At 74.3% G+C, this 15,386-nt stretch carries 10 protein-coding genes; 3 read left to right on the forward strand and 7 right to left on the reverse strand.

Annotated features, from left to right (window positions below):
- Positions 1 to 23: 23 nt before the first annotated feature.
- The 6 genes from PVK37_RS23970 to PVK37_RS23995 all read right to left on the reverse strand — a co-directional run bounded on the left by PVK37_RS23970 (position 24) and on the right by PVK37_RS23995 (position 10,353).
- Positions 24 to 1,424, reverse strand: a complete 1,401-nt coding sequence (locus tag PVK37_RS23970) for a condensation domain-containing protein (protein ID WP_275030041.1) — start codon at positions 1,422 to 1,424, stop codon at positions 24 to 26.
- Positions 1,421 to 4,732: a non-ribosomal peptide synthetase gene (locus PVK37_RS23975; protein ID WP_275030043.1), complete on the reverse strand. Its 3,312-nt coding sequence runs from the start codon at positions 4,730 to 4,732 to the stop codon at positions 1,421 to 1,423. Before PVK37_RS23975 ends, PVK37_RS23970 begins: the two co-directional genes overlap by 4 nt.
- 53 nt (positions 4,733 to 4,785) lie before the next feature.
- Positions 4,786 to 6,165 (reverse strand): FAD-binding oxidoreductase, encoded by a 1,380-nt coding sequence (locus tag PVK37_RS23980; RefSeq protein WP_275030044.1) that lies wholly within the window; start codon positions 6,163 to 6,165, stop codon positions 4,786 to 4,788.
- Positions 6,166 to 6,192: 27 nt separating this feature from the next.
- Complete coding sequence (locus PVK37_RS23985; protein WP_275030045.1) at positions 6,193 to 7,782, reverse strand: class I SAM-dependent methyltransferase; 1,590 nt, start codon at positions 7,780 to 7,782, stop codon at positions 6,193 to 6,195.
- A 384-nt stretch (positions 7,783 to 8,166) separates the two neighbouring features.
- A complete protein-coding gene (locus PVK37_RS23990) occupies positions 8,167 to 9,549 on the reverse strand; it encodes an FAD-dependent oxidoreductase (protein WP_341483457.1) in 1,383 nt (460 codons plus the stop codon).
- Positions 9,550 to 9,600: 51 nt separating this feature from the next.
- Positions 9,601 to 10,353, reverse strand: coding sequence for an SDR family NAD(P)-dependent oxidoreductase (locus PVK37_RS23995; protein WP_275030047.1), 753 nt, complete (start codon positions 10,351 to 10,353; stop codon positions 9,601 to 9,603).
- 137 nt (positions 10,354 to 10,490) lie between these two features.
- Between PVK37_RS23995 and PVK37_RS24000 the strand changes: the two genes are divergently transcribed.
- The 3 genes from PVK37_RS24000 (at position 10,491) to PVK37_RS24010 (ending at position 14,528) form a co-directional block, all read left to right on the forward strand.
- The gene (locus tag PVK37_RS24000) at positions 10,491 to 12,659 is read left to right on the forward strand and encodes a molybdopterin-dependent oxidoreductase (RefSeq protein ID WP_275030048.1); all 2,169 of its coding nucleotides are present in this window, start codon (positions 10,491 to 10,493) and stop codon (positions 12,657 to 12,659) included.
- A 234-nt stretch (positions 12,660 to 12,893) separates the two neighbouring features.
- The gene (locus tag PVK37_RS24005) at positions 12,894 to 14,075 is read left to right on the forward strand and encodes an acyl-CoA dehydrogenase family protein (RefSeq protein WP_275030049.1); all 1,182 of its coding nucleotides are present in this window, start codon (positions 12,894 to 12,896) and stop codon (positions 14,073 to 14,075) included.
- A gap of 33 nt (positions 14,076 to 14,108) precedes the next feature.
- Entirely contained in the window at positions 14,109 to 14,528 is a 420-nt protein-coding gene (locus PVK37_RS24010) for an SgcJ/EcaC family oxidoreductase (protein WP_275030051.1), read from the forward strand.
- A gap of 238 nt (positions 14,529 to 14,766) precedes the next feature.
- On the opposite strand, the gene PVK37_RS24015 is transcribed toward PVK37_RS24010, so the two are convergent.
- Entirely contained in the window at positions 14,767 to 15,180 is a 414-nt protein-coding gene (locus PVK37_RS24015; RefSeq protein ID WP_275030053.1) for a sulfotransferase domain-containing protein, read from the reverse strand.
- Between the last annotated feature and the right edge of the window lie 206 nt (positions 15,181 to 15,386).

Below are 15,386 nucleotides of genomic sequence, written 5' to 3' on the forward strand. Positions count from 1 at the left end.
TTGTCGATCGGTGGGTGGGCCGGTCACGCCGTCGGCGTACGGTCGGCCGGGGCGTCGAGCGGGGCGTCCGGCGCGTCGACAAGTCGCCGCAGCAGCGCGCAGTACTCGTCGGCCATCCGGGCCATCCGGGCCGGGTCGAGCAGGTTGGTGTTGTAGAGCAGACTGCCGACGGTCTCGCCGTCCGGGTCGAGGTCGAAGGTCCACAGCGCGCCGTCCGGCACGTCGGTGGTCTCCTCCTGGGAGGTCAGCCGGCGGCGCAGGTCGCTGTAGACGACGTCGCCGACGGTCTCCGCCTTCATGGCGAACGGCATCTGGAACACCTGGAAGGCGAAGATGGCCTGGTCGTCGGCGGCCAGCGAGGCCATCAGCTCCGGTGCCTCGCCCAGCACCAGGCCGAACGGCAGGTCGTGCGAGTACGCCTGCACGCAGGTGCGCCGGGTGGCGGTGACCACGTCGCGGAAGGTGTGGCAGTCCGACACGTCGGTGCGCAGCGGGACGAAGTTGAAGAACGACCCCACCGTCTGGTGGAACCTGGCCTGGCCGCGCCCGGAGCTGAGCGTCGGCACGGTCAGGTCGCTGCGGCCGGTGTCCCGGCGCAGGAACTCCTTGTACGCGGCGAGCATCACCATGAACGGCGAGGCGCGCAGCGACCGGGACAGCTTCAGCACGTCCCGGGTGAGGTCGGCGTCGACCAGGAAGCGGTGCGCGGCGGTGCTCTTGGGCAGTTGCGCCGAACGCGGGTGGTCGGTGCGGGTGGTGTGGATGCGCGCGCCCTTGAGCTTGTCCCGCCAGTACTCCCGGTTACGGTCGGCGCCGGGCGTGCCGACCCGCTCCCGCTCCCAGACGGTGAACTCCCGGTACTGGCGGACCTCCGGCAGCTCCGGCACCTGGTGGCCGGTACGGGTGGCGTACGCGTTCGCCAGGTCCCGGACCAGCAGCTGCATCGACCACTCGTCGGCGGCGGCGTGGTGGGCGATCAGCACCAGGGCCGCGTCGTCGGCGGCGAACCGGCCCAGCACCGCGTTCAGCAGCGGCAGCTCACCGAAGCCGTACTCCTCGGTCTCGACCTCGGCCAGCAGCCGCTCGGCCCGCGCGTCCCGGTCGGCCGGGTCGGGCACCGGCAGGTCACGGACCTCCAGTTGCGGCTGCGACGGCGGCCGGACCAGCTGGGCGCTGTTCTCGCCGTCCCGGACCACCTCGGTACGCAGGATCTCGTGCCGGCGCACCACGTCGGCGAGCGCGGCGCGCAGCGCGTCGAGGTCGAGGCTGCCGCGCAGCCGCCAGGCGGCCACGATGAAGTACTTCGGGCCGAACGGGCCCTCCCCGTCACCCTTGTCGAACAGGGACAGGAACTCCTGGTTGAAGGAGAGCGGCGCGCGGGCGGCCACGCCGTCCGACGCCGGCTGGGTCGCGGGAACGGTCATGATCGGGAACCTCCGGCTAGTGGGGCGGGATGACGGTCGGCGCCGGAGCCGGCAGGTCCGGGCGGCACCAGGGCGTACGGGGTGCGGGTGGCGAAGTCCGGCACGGCGGCCTCGACGGCGGCGGCCAGCCCGGCGAGGGTGGGGTCGGCCCAGAAGTCGGCGGCGGCCACCTCGACGCCGTACCGCTGGCGGATGCGGTGCAGCAGCACCGGCACCAGCAGGGAGTGACCGCCGGCGGCGGTGAAGTGCTGCCGGGGGTCGCCCGGGGTGACCCCGAGCACCTCGGCGACGACGGTGGCCAGGGCCCGCTGGGCCGGGGAGACCGGCTCGCCGGGGCCACCGGCGGCGTCGCGGGCCGCCAGCGCGCGCCGGTCCACCTTGCCGCCGGCGTTGCGGGGCAGGGCCGGCACGGTCCGGAAGACCAGCGGTACGGCCAGCCGGCCGAGGTGCCGACGCACGGCGGTACGCCAACCGTCGGCGGTGCCGTCGGCGGTGGTCACCACGTGGGCGACCAGTCGGGCGATCCGACCGTCGGGTCCGGCGACCGGGACGACCGCGCAGTCGGTGACGGTGGGCTGGGCGGCCACCACCGCCTCGATCTCGGTGAGTTCCAGCCGTACCCCGTTGAACTTGATCTGCTGGTCGTCGCGGCCCCGGAACTCCAGCGCGCCGTCCCACCGTCGCCGGCCCAGGTCGCCGGTGCGGTGCCAGCGGCCGGCGTGCGGGCTGAGCGTGCCGGGCTCCGCCACCGGCCGGAACACCCGGTCGTCGGCGGGGGCCGCGCCGAGGTAGCCGGCGGTGACGTACGGGCTGTGCAGCACCAGGTGACCGGTGACGCCGGTCGGGCAGGGCCGGTCGTCGGCGTCCAGCACCAGCAGCTGCCGGCCGGGGATCGGGGTGCCGACCGGCACCGTCGCCGGGTACGACCGGGTGACCTCGTGCCAGGTGGACAGGATGGCCTCGGTCGCCCCGTACAGGTTGACCAGGCGGGTGCCGGGCAGCGCGGCGCGCAGCGCGTCGGCCAGCCGGCCGGGCAGGGCCTCCCCGGCCAGCAGCAGGTGGTCCAGGCCGGCCAGGCCGGCGAGGTCGCCCCGGCGGGTGGCCGCGGCGAGCAGTTCCCGGGCGAAGCTGGGCACCGTCTGGAACACGGTGATCCGTTCCGCGGCCAGCCAGTCGAGCAGCCGTTCCGGGTGGGCGCGGATGCGCTGCGGCACCAGGCAGCAGGTCGCGCCGGCGACGAGCGCCGCGAAGGTCTCGCCGAGGCTGGCGTCGTAGCTGGGGGCCGCCCACTGCGCCACCCGGGAGCCGGGCCGGATACCGAAGGCGGTGGCGAACCAGCGGGCGAACTGGGCCAGGGTGGCGTGGGTCTGCGGGATGCCCTTGGGGCGTCCGGTCGAGCCGGAGGTGTGCGCCACGTACGCGCATGTCTGCGGCGTCACCGCGACCGGCTCACCGGCCGGCCCGGTCTCCGGGGTGTCCGGCGCGGCCGGGGCGTCGTCCAGCGCCCCGGCCGCCGCCGTGCCGGCCTCCACGACCCGGCCGCCGAGTTCGTCGGCGTACCAGCGGGTGACCGCGTCGTCGGTCGCCGGGCCGGCCACCACCAGGCAGGCGGGCCGGAGTCCGGCCAGCACCGACCGGCCCCGCTCCCCCACCTCCCCGGCGTCCAGGGCGACCAGGTGGGCACCGGCCCGGAACACCGCCAGCACGGTGGCGACCTGCACCGCCGACGGCGGCATCCGGACCGCCACCGGCCGCCCGTCGACCGGGCCGGCCCGGTGCAGGGCGGCGGCGATCGCGTCGGCGACGCGCTCCAGTCGGCGGTACGTCACCGTGCCGTCGGTGTCCTCCAGGGCCACCGTGTCGGGGCGTTCCCACGCCTGGTCGCGTACCTGCTCGGACACGGGCGGGCCGGGTGGCGGGCCGGCCGCGATCAGGTCCAGGGCCGCCACGGTGGCCCGCAGGGTGGCCGGGCGTTCCAGCGGCAGCTCGGCCACCCGCCGGTCCGGGTCGTCGGCCGCCGCATCGAGCAGGACCAGGAGCTGGTCCAGCAGGCGTACCGCGGCCGGGCCGTCGAGCAGGGCGGTACGGTGCCGCAGGGTGCCGCGCAGGACCGGGTCGGCCCGCTCGACGGTGAGGACCAGGTCGGCGACGGTGACCCCGGTGTCGACCGGCCAGGACCGCGCCACCGCGCCCGGCAGCCGGGGCGGCGCATCGGGCGGGCCGACGACCAGGACCGCGTCGCCGTACGGGACCCGGCGCGGGTCGCGGGGCGGATCCAGCAGCCGGACCAGCTCCGACAGGGGCACGTCCCGGTGGTCCAGGGCGGCGCGCAGGTCGTCGGCGACCCGCCGGGCCACCTGCCGGAAGGTCGGGGTACCGGTGAAGTCGCCGACCACCGGCACCGGGTTGGTGCAGGCCCCGACGAGCCGGTCGGGTTCGGGCGGCAGCACGGCGGGCGTCGCCACGGTCAGTCGTTCGTGGCCGGTGTGCCGGTGCAGCAGCGCGAGGAACGCGGTGAGCAGCACGACGTCCGTGCCGGTGCCGGTCGCCTCGGCGAGCCGCCGCACACCGGCCGCGTCGGCGCTGAACGGGGTGGTCGTGGCGGTCGGCCAGGGCACGGTCGGGCCGTCGGCGGGCAGGTCGAGGTGGGCGGGGACACCGTCCAGGGCGGCGGCGCGGCGCTGCGTCAGGGCGCGGGCCGCCGCGGTGGCGAGCCGGTCGCGGTGCCGTTCGGCGTACCGGGCGTACCGGTCGGTGTCGGTCGGTCCGACGGCCGGCGCGGCCGGCCGGGCCAGCCGGGCGGCGTACCGGGTGGCGAGGTCCTCGACCACGACGGACAGCGATCGTTCGTCGGCGACGGTGCGGTGCGCGACCAGCAGCAGGCCGTGGTCGTCGGTGCCCAGCCGGGCCACCAGCAGCCGGACCGGCGGGCCGGCGTCGCCCGGGAGAGCGGACCGGGCGTGCCCGGCGCACCAGCGGTCCAGTCGGCGGGCCCGGTCGGCCTCGGCCGGCTGCCCGCCGTCGGTCAGGTCGGTCAGCGGCAGCGGCGACGGTTCGCCGACGGCGTCGATGTGCTGCACCGGCCAGCCGCCGACCTCGCAGACCGTGGTCCGCAGCGCGGCGTGGGCGCGCCGCACGTCGTGCCAGGCGCCGGCCAGCGCCGGCAGGTCGAGGCGGCCGACGATCCGGTACCCACGGCACAGGTTCCCGACCGCCGAGCCGGGGGTCAGGTGGTCGGTGAACCACCAGCCGTCCTGCAACGGGGAGGTCGCCGCGAACCGGCGCGGCGGGGTCGCGGGGTCGGACATCGGGCTGCTCCCTTCGGCCGGCGTGGGACGGTGCTCGGATGGGCGGGTGGACATCAGTCGGGCAACGCCGAGGTGCCGGGCATGACGTCGGCCCGGAACACGCCGGTCGGGTCGACCCGTCGCCGTACCCGGTCGACGCGGGCCAGGTCGGCCGGGTCGAGGTGCCCCTGCGGCTGGTGGCGGTCCTCCACGAAGGTCGGTGCGGTGCGGCCGGTGTCCCACGGGCCCAACGCCCGGCGCACCAGCGCGCAGCGGTCGACGATCGCGTCGACGCCGGCACCGGCCTCGGGCAGCCCGGCGGCCATGTACGCGACCTGCGCGGCCAGGTGGTTCAGCACCCCGCCGGCCGGGTCGGGCACCGCCAGCGCGCCGCCGAGCTGCCGCAGCTCGGCCACGGTCAGCGGGGACCCCGAGTCGGGGCCGGCGACCCGCAGCAGTTCGGTCAGCGTCCGGTCGTCGGTCCGGTCGAGCAGCATGTGGTCGCCGAGCAGCGCCACCGGGTCGGCCGGGTCCATGTGGGTCTCCAGCACGTCGACCGGGCCGGCGTAGTGCCAGGTGTCCATGATCGGCTCGGCGATGGCGCGCAGCGGGGCGAGCAGCGCGTCGGCCCGGGTCCCGGCGGTCGCCCGGTCACCGGGCCGGGCCAGTACCGTGCCGGCGACGCAGACCAGCCGGCCGGCGGTCAGCTCCGGTGGCACGTTCGGGTCCGGTGGGATGTGGAACAACCGGATCGAGGTGGCCGCCTCCGGTGGGGCGTCCAGGCTCCACGCGTGCCAGCGGGCGAGCACCCGTTCGGCGTACCGGGCGGGCCAGAACGCGGCGCCGGTCACCGCCCCGTCGACCGGGTACAGCCGCACCTCGACGCCGGTGACGACACCGAAGCCGCCGCCACCGCCGCGCAGCGCCCAGAACAGCTCCGGGTCGCTGTCGGCGTCGACCCGCCGGGCCCGGCCGTCGGCGGTGACCAGCTCGACGGCGGTGACGCTGTTGGCGGCCAGGCCGACGGTACGGCCGTAGAAGCTCACCCCGCCGCGCAGCAGGTACCCGACCACGCCCACGGTCGGTGACGACCCATGCGGGGCGGCCAGCCCGTACCCGGCGGCGGCCCGGACCACCTCACCCCAGCGGGTGCCGGCCGGCGCCCAGGCCACCCGGCGGTCCGGGTCGACGCGGACCCCGCCGGTGAGCGCGGTACGCACCAGCAGCGCCTCCGGTACCACCCGGGTGGTGGCCGACGCGTGGCCGGTGGTGTGCACCTGCACCGGCCACCCCTGGGCGACGGCGTACCCGACGGCGGCCCGTACCTGCGCCACGTCGTGCACGGTGACCGCCGCGGCCGGGCGCAGCGGCGCGGACAGGTTGTAGACGGCGGTGGCGTCCGTGTACGCCGCCTCGCCCGGTCGGGCCAGGTCCAGTCCCCGGGCCAGCGTCATGGCAGATCCCTCGCCTCGGCGGCCGGCTCAGCGGGCCGCGCCGGACGCGGCGGTGTCGGGCACCGGGGCGAGCGGCGTCGAGGTGCGCTCGGCGGTGACGAAGAAGAACGTCTCGGGGTCCTGTTCCTCGACGATGCGCAGCCCGGCGTCGGCCAGCCAGCGCCGCACCTCGTCCCGCTCGAACAGCAGCATCCCCTCCGGACGGCTGGGGAAGTAGTGCGACTCCTGGAAGAACCGGTAGACCGGGTCCGGGTCGAAGCAGAACGTCATCAGCGTCAGCTTGCCGCCGGGCCGCAGGACGCGGCCCATCTCGCGCAGCGCGGCGGCGGCGTCGTCGGGGAAGGCGTGCAGGGCGTTCCAGCAGTTGACCGCGCCGAGGCTGCCGTCGTCGAAGGGCAGGGCGAGGGCGCTGGCCTGCACCGCCGCCACCTCGGGCAGCCGGGCGCGCAGCACGTTGAGCATCGGCAGCGCCATGTCCAGGGCGATCAGGTTCTCCGCGCCGACCGCCCGGGCGATCACCTCGGTCCAGCGGCCCGCCCCGGCGGCCAGGTCGAGCACCGGCGCGTCGGCCGGGGCCAGGTGGGTCGCCAGGTAGCGGTCCTCGTCGGCGTGGCTGACCGCCTCGCCCCAGTTGGAGCCGGCCAGCCGCAGGAACGACGGCCGCAGCACGGACTCGTAGTACGCGCCCATGCGCGGCATCGCGGCCAGCTTCTGCAGCAGGTCGTCGGTGGCGTCGTGGCCGGCGCGGTAGCCGTCGCGGACACCGGAGGCCAGCGCCAGGATGCCGTTGACGATCGGGTAGGTGGTGCCGCAGTCGGCGCACCGCGCCGAGGTGTCGGCGATCTCCAGCTTGGCGCCGCAGTCGGGGCAGCGGAACAGGTTCGCGTACCGGGCCAGCGGACCGGTGTCCGTGCTGGACGTGCCGTCCTCGGCCGGTACCGGGATCGGCACCACCGGCACCGGGGTGCCGTACCGCACCGCCCAGTACGCCTTGGCCCCGGCGTAGCTGCGCACCATCCGGGTGTCGTTGCGCCAGTTGTGCAGCACCTGCTCGGGGGTGAGGCCCCGGATGAACGACTGGTCGAACTGCTGCTCCTCGCCGTCGAGCCGCCACACCGACGGCGACGGCCAGCACCGGCCGAGGTCCGGGGCGTCCGGGTCGAGGTCCGCCAGGGACCGCTCCAGGCGGGTGCGGTCGGGGTCGGAGAGGGCGAGCGTGCCGGCCGCGGCCAGGATGCGGTCCCGGTCGTCGGGGAGCTGCCCGAGCAGGTAGAGCAGGGCCAGGGTGCGGGGCTCGTCGGGGGTGCCGGCGGTCAGCGTGGCGAGCAGGTCGGGCAGCGCGGCGCGGACCGCGCGGGCCACCGGCCCGTCGGTCGTCGGGTACTCCGCGTCGACCAGCAGGCCGAGCAGCACCGCCAGCCGGCCCTGCCGGTCACCGTCGAAGGTGCTCCAGCGCCCGAGCAGCAGCGTCGCGGCGTCCGGGGCCGCCCCGGTGCTGCGGCCGCGCTGCCACAGCGCGTCGGTCAGCGCGGTGGTGGCGGCCGGCAGTTCGGCCGGCGCGGCGGCACCGAAACGATCGATCAGGTCGACGACCGACTGGTCGCGGGCAGGGCTCATCACGCTGTCCTTTCCTGGGGAAGAAAAGCGATTTCACCGCTGCCCTCTACGGCTCGGCGGTGCACTGGTCGTCATTGCCGTCCGGCGGTCGCGGAAATTGCGATTCCCGGTACGGGAAAATCCTCGCACCGTCGGTGCGGAACGTCTTCTCCTCTCGTGCGGAGCCGCCCCGGGGGCCACGCTCCCGGGCGGCCCGCACCGGCCGGGGGTGGCGTTTCCCGGGGCGGCCCGCACCGGCCGGCGGCCGCCGCCACCGTAGGGCGGGACCGCCGGCCCGCACCGGCCGACGGCCACCACCGCACGGGCGGGGCCGCCGGCGCACACCGGCCGGTGGTCCCGCCCACGTCGTCGGGGTGGGGACCACCGGCCGGTGCCGGATCCGGCTCAGCGGGCGACGCTGTCCGCGGGCCGGTTCGACGGGGAGATGTGCCCGGCCACCGCGGCCCGGGTCCGCGCCACCGGGCCGCCGAAGAACGACTTCCACAGCACCTTCAGCATGAAGGCGGGCTTCTGCATCGTCTCCGGCCGGTCGATCATGCCGGCGGCCCGCATGTACGCGGCCGTGATGTCGCCGTCGCGGGTCGCGGCCACCTGCACCCGCTTGAGGAACGCCTGACCGATCCGGACGGCCAGGGTGCGCTCCCCCTCCACGCCGGGGAAGCTGAGGTCGACCACGTTGGTCATGCCCCACGGCGGGTCGATGACGTCGCGGGACAGGTCCCGGAAGTACTGCATCGGCTGCGGGGCCGCGCCGGTGTGCAGGTGCTGGCGCATGGTCAGCGCGCCGAGCGCGGAGACCGTCATGCCCTGCGCGTACACCGGGTTGAAGCAGCACACCGCGTCCCCGGTGACCAGCAGGCCGTCCGGGAAGCGTTCCATCTTCTCGTAGTGCCGGCGCAGCGTGGTGGGGAACCGGAACGCGACCGGCTCGTCCAGCGGTTCGGCGTGCTGCACCGCGTCGTAGATGTCCGGCGTGGCCAGCGTCTTGAGCCACTGGTAGAGGCCGGCCTGGTCGGTGGGCGGGTGGTCGCCGAGCAGCCCGTAGGTGGTCAGCTCGACCCGGTCACCGTCGGTCTTGGTGAAGATCGCGCCGCGGGGCAGCTCCGGCGAGGCCACCGGGTTGATCGACAGGTCCCCGAAGTACGGGTCCTGGCGCAGCTTGTAGTGCTGGGTGACGTAGCCGAGGCCGATCTTCTTGCGTTCCTCCTCGACCCGCCCGTAGCCCAGCTCCTCCAGCCAGATCGGGGTACGCGAACCCCGGCCGGTGGCGTCGACCACCAGGTCGGCGAGGAAGACCTCCTCGTCGTCGCTGCCCTGCTTCTGGACCCGCGCGCCGGTCACCCGGCTCTTGTCGGCGGTGGTGGTCAGGCCGAGGATGTCGTGCTGCTCGGCGAACTCGATGTTGGGGAACGCCGCGGTGCGCCGCCGGATGTGCTTCTCCAGCATGGGCCGGCTGGCGGCCACGCACACCAGGCCGGCGTGCTGCTGCTTGAGCGGCTTGCCGTTGAAGTACCAGCGCACGTCACCGGCCAGGTCACCGGTGGGCACGCCGTCGTCGAACAACTGCTGGGTGATGCCCGGGTACAGCTCCTCCATCGCCTGCTGGCCGCGGGCCAGCAGGCCGTTGATGTGCCGGCCCTGCGGGCAGCCCCGCCGGGGGCCGTCCACGTCGAGCAGGACGTCCCGGTCGACGATCGTGACCTGGTCGTAGGCATCGGCGAGCACCCGGGCGGCGAACAGGCCGGCGAGGCTGCCACCGAGCACCAGGGCCCGGGTCTTGTGGCCGTCGTCCACGACGGACACCTCCTTCTGTGCTGGTCAGGCCGGCACTGAGCGGACCAGGCCCCCGTCGACGACGAGTTCCTGTCCGCTCACGTAGGCCGAGGCAGGGGAAAGCAGGTAGGCCACCGCGTCGGCGATGTCGGCGGGGTCGCCGAGCCGGCCGAGCGGAACCTGGCTACGGAAGAACTCACGAACCTGGTCGTTGCCGGTCATCGCGTCGAACATCTCGGTGCGGATGTGACCGGGGGTGACCGTGTTGACCCGCACGCCGCGCTGGGCGAGGTCCGGGGCGAGGGTCTGGGCGAGGTTGGCCACGGCGGCCTTGGTGGCCGCGTACAGCGAGCCGGTGGCCATCCCGCGGTGGGCCAGCCAGGAGGACACCAGCACCACGCCGGCACCCTCGGTGAGCAGCGGCAACGACCGCTGCACGGTGAAGAAGACCCCCTTGAAGTTGGTGCCGACGATCCGGTCGAAGTCGTCCTCGGTGACGTCGGCGGTGGCGGCGTTGAGCCCCTCGCCGGCGTTCGCCACGACACCCTGGAGGGACCCGAACCGGTCCCGGACCCGGGCGGCGAGGTCGTCGAGCTGATCGGGGCGGGAGACGTCGGTGGGCACGGTCAGCACCCGGCCACCGGCGTCGAGGTCCTTGGCCGCCATGGCGAGCCGGTCGGCGTTGCGGCCGGCCAGGACCACCTGGCCGGCTCCGGCGATGACGCGGCGTGCGGTGGCCAGGCCGATCCCGCTGCCGCCACCGGTGATGAGTACGGTCTTGCCGGTGAATTCGGGCATGCAGGAAGCGTCACACCGGATGCTTGATCGATCATCTCTGACATTGCGCTGTGGCCCGCCGAGGGCAGCACGAACGAATACGTCCGGACTCCGCGCCGCAATTCACAATGGGGTTTTTCGAAGGACGTGGAGGCCGAATGAAAACCGCGTACCGTACCTGTCCACTGTGTGATGCCGTCTGCGGGTTGCGGCTGACCCTCGACGACGCCGGGCGGGTCACGTCCGTGCACGGCGACACCGACGACCCCTTCTCGCGCGGCTACCTGTGCCCGAAGGGCGCGAGCCTGGGCCGCATCGACGAGGACCCGCACCGGCTGAGCCGACCGATGGTCCGCGTCGACGGCGAGCTGCGCGAGGTGAGCTGGGAGGAGGCGTTCCAGGCGGTGGACCGGGGCCTGCGCCAGGTCATCGACGCGCACGGCCGGCAGGCGCTGGCGGTGTACCTGGGCAACCCGACCTTCCACACCATGGGCGGCATCCTGTACCGCTTCCCGCTGGCCCAGGCGCTGGGCACCCGGAACGTCTTCTCGGCCAGCACCATCGACCAGATCCCCAAGCAGGTCGCCTGCGGGCACCTGTTCGGCAACGCGATGGCGATCCCGGTGCCGGACCTGGACCGCACCGACCACCTGCTGATCCTGGGCGCGAACCCGCTGGTGTCCAACGGGTCGCTGTGCGCCGCGCCGAACTTCGCGGCCCGGCTGGCGGCGCTGCGCAAGCGGGGTGGCCGGGTGGTGGTGGTCGACCCGCGCCGGACCCGTACCGCCGAGGCCGCCGACGAGCACCTGTTCATCCGGCCGGGCACCGACCCGCTGTTCCTGCTGGGCATCGTGCACACCCTGTTCGCCGAGGACCTGGTGACGGTCCGGGTGCCGGTGGACGGGCTGGACGAGCTGCGCGAACTGGCCCGGGACTTCGCGCCCGAGGCGGTGGCGGCGCGCTGCGGGGTGCCGGCGGAGACCATCGTCCGGCAGGCGCGGGCGCTGGCCGCCGCGCCCACCGCCGCCGTGTACGCCCGGATCGGCACCACCACGGTGGAGTTCGGCACGCTGGCATCGTGGCTGGTCGACGTGGTGAACACGTTGACCGGCAACCTGGACCGGCCGGGCGGGGCGATGTTCACCCGGCCCGCCACGTTCGAGTTCTGGGCCACCGGTGAGCCGTACACCGACGGGCGGTGGCACAGCCGGGTACGCGGACTGCCCGAGGCGATGGGCGAGCTGCCGGTGGCGACGCTGGCCGACGAGATCGAGACCCCGGGCGAGGGGCAGGTCCGGGCGCTGGTGACGGTGGCCGGCAACCCGGTGCTGTCCGCGCCGAACGGTCCCCGGCTGGACCGGGCGCTGCCGGGGCTGGACTTCATGGTCTGCGTCGACCCGTACCTGAACGAGACCACCCGGCACGCGGACGTGATCCTGCCGCCGCCGCGGATGATGCAGATGCCGCACTACGACTTCCTGCTGCTGACCGTGACGGTCCGCAACTACGCCCGGTTCTCCCCCGCCGCGCTGCCGCTGGAGCCGGGGCAGTTGTCGGAGGCGGAGATCCTGGGCCGGTTGACGATGATCGCCGCCGGGGCCGGCCCGGACGCCGACCCGTCCGCCATCGACGAGCAGTTCCTGGCCGGCATGATCGGCGCGTCGGTGCAGATCCCCGGGTCACCGGTCGCCGGTCGGGACCCGGCCGAGGTGCGTGCCGAGATGCACGGCGACACCGGTCCGGAGCTGCTGCTCGACGCGATGCTCAAGCTCGGCCCGTACGGGTTGTCGCTGGAAGAGCTGAAGAAGCGGCCGAGCGGGGTGGACCTGGGCCCGTTGCAGCCGCGGCTGCCGGAGGTGCTGACCACGCCGTCGGGCCGGGTGCAGTTGGCGCCCGCCCCGGTGGTCGCCGACCTGGCCCGGCTGCGCGCCCGCACCGCCGGCCCGGTGCCGGAGCTGCTGCTGATCGGCCGGCGGCAGCTGCGGTCGAACAACAGTTGGCTGCACAACATCCCGACCCTGGTCGGCGGCAGCAACACCTGCACGCTGCACGTGCACCCGGACGACCGGGCCCGGCTCGGGCTGGGTGACCGGGCGGTGGTGAAGTCCGCGGTGGGCGAGCTGGTGGTGCCGGTGGAGCCGACCGAGGACATCATGCCGGGCGTGGTGAGCCTGCCGCACGGTTGGGGCCACGCCGGTTCCGCCCAGCCGGTCGCGGCGGCGCACGCCGGGGTGAACGCCAACGCGTTGACCGACGACTCGGTGCTCGACGTGCTCTCCGGCAACGCCGTGTTCAACGGCGTACCGGTGACCGTCTCCCCCGCCTGATCCGACGGTCGGGGCCGGCGCAATACGGAAGGTGAACCCGCCGGGCGGCGGTGACATGGTGGTCGGTGACGCGGACGACCACCCGCTGCCCCGGCCGCGGCGGGCATCCGACCGCGGCCGCCACCCGCCGGTGCCGTCCGGCGCGCCCGGCTCCGCCCGTCCGCAGCACCGCCACACCCATCGACCGGTCCGTACGCCCGGACCGGTGTCCGAGCGCGTCGCCGAGGAGGACACATGTTGGACACAGAAACGCCGTCGCGGGAGCAGCTCGTCGCCCGCGCCGCCGACCTGGTGCCGACGTTGCGCAAGCACGCGGCCTGGGCGGAGGAGCACCGCCGCCAGCACGAGGAGACGATCGAGGCGCTGGCCGACGCGGGCCTGTTCCGCCTGCGGGTGCCCAAGCGGTACGGCGGCTACGAGGCGGACACCCGTACCCTGGTCGACGTCACCGCGCAGCTGGGCCGGGGGGACGCCTCGGCGTCCTGGATCACCTGCGTGTACTCGATCCCCACCTGGATGGTGGGCCTGTTCCCGGACTCGGTGCAGGACGAGATCTTCAGCACCCCGGACGTGCGGGTGTGCGGCACGCTCAGCCCGAGCGCGATGGCCGCGCCGGCGTCGGGCGGCATCGTGGTCAACGGCAAGTGGGGGTTCATCAGCGGGGCCCACCACAGCCAGTGGCAGGAGATCGTGGCGGTGCTGATCGAGCCGGACCGCGACCCGATGCCGGTGCTGGCGATGGTGCCGATGACCGACCTGACCATCGTGGACGACTGGCACACCTCCGGCCTGCGGGGCACCGGCAGCGTGAGCACGGTGGCCCAGGAGCTGTTCGTGCCGCAGGAGCGGGTGCTGCCGCTGCCGGTGATCCTGGAGGGCCAGGTGGTGTCGGAGGCGAACGCGAACGCCGCGATGTACCGGGCCCCGCTGCTGCCGGTGGCGTCCGCCTCGTCGGTGGGTACGCTGCTCGGCCTGGCCGCCGCGGCCCGGGAGACGTTCCTGGAGCGGCTGCCCAGCAAGAAGATCACCTACACCGAGTACGCCAGTCAGGCCGAGGCCCCGCTGACCCACCTCCAGGTGGCCCAGGCGACCCTCTCCGCCGACGAGGCCGAGTTCCACGCCCACCGGCTGGCCGGGCTGGTCGACGCCAAGTGCGCCGCGGGCACCCCCTGGCGGCTGGCCGAGCGGGTGCAGGCCCGCGCGGACATGGGCGCGGTCGGCACCCGGGCCCGGGAGGCGGTGGACCTCCTGGCCACCGCGTCCGGTGGCTCGTCCATCTACTCGGACGTGCCGATGCAGCGCATCCAGCGGGACATCACCGCCGGCAACCTGCACGCCCTGATGCACCCGGACACCAACCTGGAGCTGTACGGCCGGCTGCTCTGCGGCCTCGGCCCCAACTCGCTGTACGTCTGACCCTCCCCCTCTTTCGCGGAAAGTGAGCAGCGCATGACGACCAGCACCCACCCCGGGCTGTCGCCGGCCGAGCAGGCCGCCGTCGCGGCCGTGCCGGCCCGCATGATCGAGGCCTGGGGCAAGCACGACGCGGACGCCTTCGCCGACCTGTTCGTCGAGGACGGCACGATGATGCTGCCCGGCCTCTACGTCAAGGGCCGGGACGCGATCCGGGCGTTCATGGCGGACGCGTACGCCAGCCGGTACCGGGGCACCACCGTGACCGGCAAGCCGATCGAGATCAAGCCGCTCGGACCGGGCGCGGTGGCCGTGCTCACCGAGGGCGGCGTCCTCCCGCCCGGCCAGACCGAGGTCCCCGTCCGGGCGGCGATCCGGGCCTCCTGGATCCTGGTCAAGTCCGACGACCGGTGGCGGCTGGCGGTCTACCAGAACTGCCCGCGTTTCCTGGGCTGACGGACCCGGCCGGATCACCGGCCTCCCGACAGCGGCGACGTCGACGGCCCCCGTCGGCGTCGCCGCGTCGTGCGTGTCCCCGGCCGGTCCGATGACTAACGTCCTCGGTGCAGCCAGGCCAACAGATCCGGTGGGGCCATCTCAGCAGCACGCCGGTGGTAACGGCTGAGTTCCTCGGTGCTCAGGAGCGCCTGTCCAGCACCCGACCGGCCCTGCCGGAGGAATGCCTGCTGGTCTTTCAGCACGCCGACAGCATCGGGCACCGTTCCTGGTCGATGTTGTCGCTCTGGTGGCACAGGGACACCGCCATGTCCAGCGGGTGTCGCGCCACCACGATGTACGACACGTCGGGCTCGATCGGTACCCCGTCCAGTGGCGTGTGCGTCTTGATGAAGCGCCGATGCCGCTGAGCGGCGAGATGGTCGTACACCTGCCGCTGGGGAGCAGTCAGCCAGTCGAGCCAGGGGGACAGTTGCGCCAACGGCGCCGGCAGGTCCGCGGTCTGGAAGACCAGCAGCGCGCAGATCATCTGCATCCAGGTGGTGCCGCTCTTCGATCGGGTACTGATGACGACGTCGCCGCGCCGGAACGGGAAACCGAGCCACCTGCCGCTGTCCTCTTCCGACGAGCGGTAGCGCACCGGGGTCGTCATCCGAGCGAGCGTAGAGGACCGACATGGCTGTCCGCCGGCCCAGGAGCATGGCCGCCCGGTTCGGCGCGGCAAACGCACCCGGTCACGACCGGAGTGCCGCCACCGGACGGGGACGCGCGTCCGACGGACCCGGCGGCGCATACGACACCGGCCGGGGTGCGGGCGGTACCCGAACACCCCGGCCGGAAGGGCCGTACCCGGGAAGG

It is taken from the genome of Micromonospora cathayae, assembly GCF_028993575.1.
In the GTDB taxonomy this organism is placed as follows: Bacteria; Actinomycetota; Actinomycetes; order Mycobacteriales; family Micromonosporaceae; genus Micromonospora; species Micromonospora cathayae.